This window comes from Dethiosulfatibacter sp., assembly GCF_983023055.1.
In genome coordinates, this window is sequence record NZ_CEZJXU010000368.1 from 1 (window position 1) to 2,661 (window position 2,661).

At 34.6% G+C, this 2,661-nt stretch carries 3 protein-coding genes; all 3 read left to right on the forward strand.

The annotated features are described in order from the left end of the window. On the forward strand, window positions 1–1,228 hold a 1,228-nt coding region (locus AC3AX0_RS11100; RefSeq protein WP_487550351.1), incomplete at its 5' end, for a M3 family oligoendopeptidase. Between the two features lie 189 nt (window positions 1,229–1,417). Next, window positions 1,418–2,371, forward strand: coding sequence for an aminoacetone oxidase family FAD-binding enzyme (locus tag AC3AX0_RS11105; protein ID WP_487550352.1), 954 nt, complete (start codon window positions 1,418–1,420; stop codon window positions 2,369–2,371). After that, a complete protein-coding gene (locus AC3AX0_RS11110; protein WP_487550353.1) occupies window positions 2,367–2,636 on the forward strand; it encodes an NAD(P)/FAD-dependent oxidoreductase in 270 nt (89 codons plus the stop codon). The genes AC3AX0_RS11105 and AC3AX0_RS11110 overlap by 5 nt, the downstream gene beginning before the upstream one ends. The last annotated feature ends 25 nt before the right edge of the window (window positions 2,637–2,661 follow it).

The following is a 2,661-nucleotide window of genomic DNA, read 5'->3' on the forward strand; positions in this document are numbered from 1 at the left end:
CAACAATTTGTCACAGATGACTCCTTATACTCAGTCAAAGAACAGGACTACAAGAAAAGATGCAAGTCTGGCCGTAACAAAGTTTTTTGTTGACAATGAAAGTGAGTTTGATGAAATATATGATAAACTTGTAAAAATCAGACATGGTATTGCATTAAAGCTTGGTTATGACAATTTTGTAAAGCTTGGATACTACAGACTTGGAAGAAGCGAATATGGTCCTGATGAGGTCAAGGTATTCAGAGATCAGGTAGAGAAAAACCTTGTTCCAATAACTATTGACTTGAGAAAGAGACAAGCGGAAAGACTTGGATTGGACAGCCTTAAATACTATGATGAAAACCTAGAGTTCAATTCAGGCAATGCAGTTCCAAAAGGTGACAGAGACTGGATGGTAAATCATGCAAAAACAATGTATACAGAACTGTCTGATGAAACGAGAAAATTTTTTCAATTGATGATGGACAATGGTTTGATGGATCTTGACAGTAAGCCGGGCAAAAGAGCTGGAGGATATTGTACCTTTATTCCAGACTATCAAACTCCATTCATTTTTGCCAATTTTAACGGAACTTCCCATGATATTGATGTATTGACTCATGAAGCAGGCCACGCCTTCCAGACATATTCAAGTAAAAACTTCCAGGTTCCTGAATATATTTGGCCTACGCTTGAAGCTTGTGAAATACATTCGATGTCAATGGAATTCATAACATGGCCTTGGATGAACCTTTTCTTTGAAGAAGATGAAATGAAATACAAGTTCAGTCATTTGGCTTCTGGAGTTTTGTTCATACCATACGGAGTACTGGTTGATGAATTTCAGCACTTTGTTTATGAAAATCCTGAAGCAACACCTGATGAAAGAAAATTCATGTGGCGGGAAATAGAAAAGAAATACCTTCCTACCAAGGATTACGAAGACAATGAGTTTCTTGAAAAGGGAGGATTCTGGTTTAGACAGGGACATATTTTCAATGATCCTTTCTATTATATTGATTATACACTAGCTGAAATTTGCGCTTATCAGTTTTGGATAAGATTCAATGAGGACAGGGAAAGTGCCTGGAATGACTATCACAAACTGTGTAAGGCAGGCGGAAGTAGACCATTTCTAGAATTGGTAAAATATGCAAACCTGAAGAGCCCTTTTGAAGAAGATACAATAAATCATGTTAGCGGTCCTATTGGAGAATGGCTTGACAAGGTGGATGATAAGAAACTATAACAGATGGATAAAGTTAGACTGTCCAATTGGGCAGTCTGTTTTGTGATAGCTCACAGGGATAATGCAGAGTAGCTGCTTTGTTCTAGCTTAAGAAAGTTAAAATATGCATAACACCTTGAAGCGTTGGTGTTATGCGGTTAACGCAGCAAAGCTGCTTTCTTGTATTGATGTTGTAATATTGGAGAGAAAATGATATATGATGTAATAATAGTTGGAGGAGGGCCAGCAGGACTCTTTGCGGCTGCAAATCTGGACAAAAAATACAAAACTGTTCTAATAGAAGGCAATAAAAGAATTGGTGTAAAACTTTTAATGACGGGAGCGGGACAGTGTAATATAACCAACGCAGAAAATATTAAAAAGTTTCCACTTAAATACAATAACCCTGGCTTTGTCAGAAAAATATTGTATGAGTTCAACAATTTAATGCTAATGGATTATTTTAATAATAATGGACTGGATCTGATTGTTAGAGAGGATAAAAAAGTATTTCCTGCAGATTTTAAGGCTTCATCTGTAGTGGAATTTTTTACTGAAGAAATCAAAAAAAGAAACCATGAAATTCTTCTCAATGAAAAAGTTGTGGAAATCAAATATATTGAATCTAAAAGTATATTTAATATAAAAACTAAAAATAATAAATATTCCACTAGGAAGTTGATACTTGCAGGAGGAGGTAAATCTTATCCTTCAAGCGGTTCCGACGGCAGCCTTATTGAAATTGCTGAAAATATGGGGGTAAGGGTAAATAAACCAAGACCTGCTCTGACTTCAGTACAGGTTGTAAACTATATGTTTAAAGAATTGTCGGGGATAGCTCTTGAAAATGTGAAAATCACAATTTCTTGCAAGGGTAATAAGAAAATAAAAAAAACGGGGGATATATTGTTTACCCACAAAGACATTTCAGGACCTGTGATATTAAATAATTCTCGTTATATGAACAGAGGAGACGAGATAATTGTTGATTTCCTTGCTGGTGAATATATAGATATCTTAGAAGATAGGATAAGGAAAGCTGTCTCTAAAACTCCTAAGAAAGTTGTAAAAACTGTTTTGGAAGAAAATATTAATCTTCCTAAAAGAATGGTGGGAAAGCTTATTGAAATTTCAGAAATCAACCATATGAAAAAAAGAGATTAGGAGATTTGTTTTAAACTGTAAGGAATATCGATTTAAAGTAAAAGAATTTAGCGGATTTGAAAACGCCATGGTAACCAGTGGTGGGGTAGATATTAATGAAATTGATCCAAAAGACATGTCCTGGAATAAGAATAAAAACCTTTATTTTATTGGAGAATTAATAGATGTAGATGGCGAAACTGGAGGTTATAATCTTCAATTCGCTTTTTCAACAGCCAAAAAAACAATTATTGGTTTAGGATTTGACTTATTAGTGAATTCATGATAAAATTAAATAAAAAAGAATGGTG

Excerpts from the sequence above, each read along its gene's own strand:
- AC3AX0_RS11105 (WP_487550352.1), top strand. The coding sequence starts at position 1,418 with ATGATATATGATGTAATAATAGTTGGAGGAGGGCCAGCAGGACTCTTT.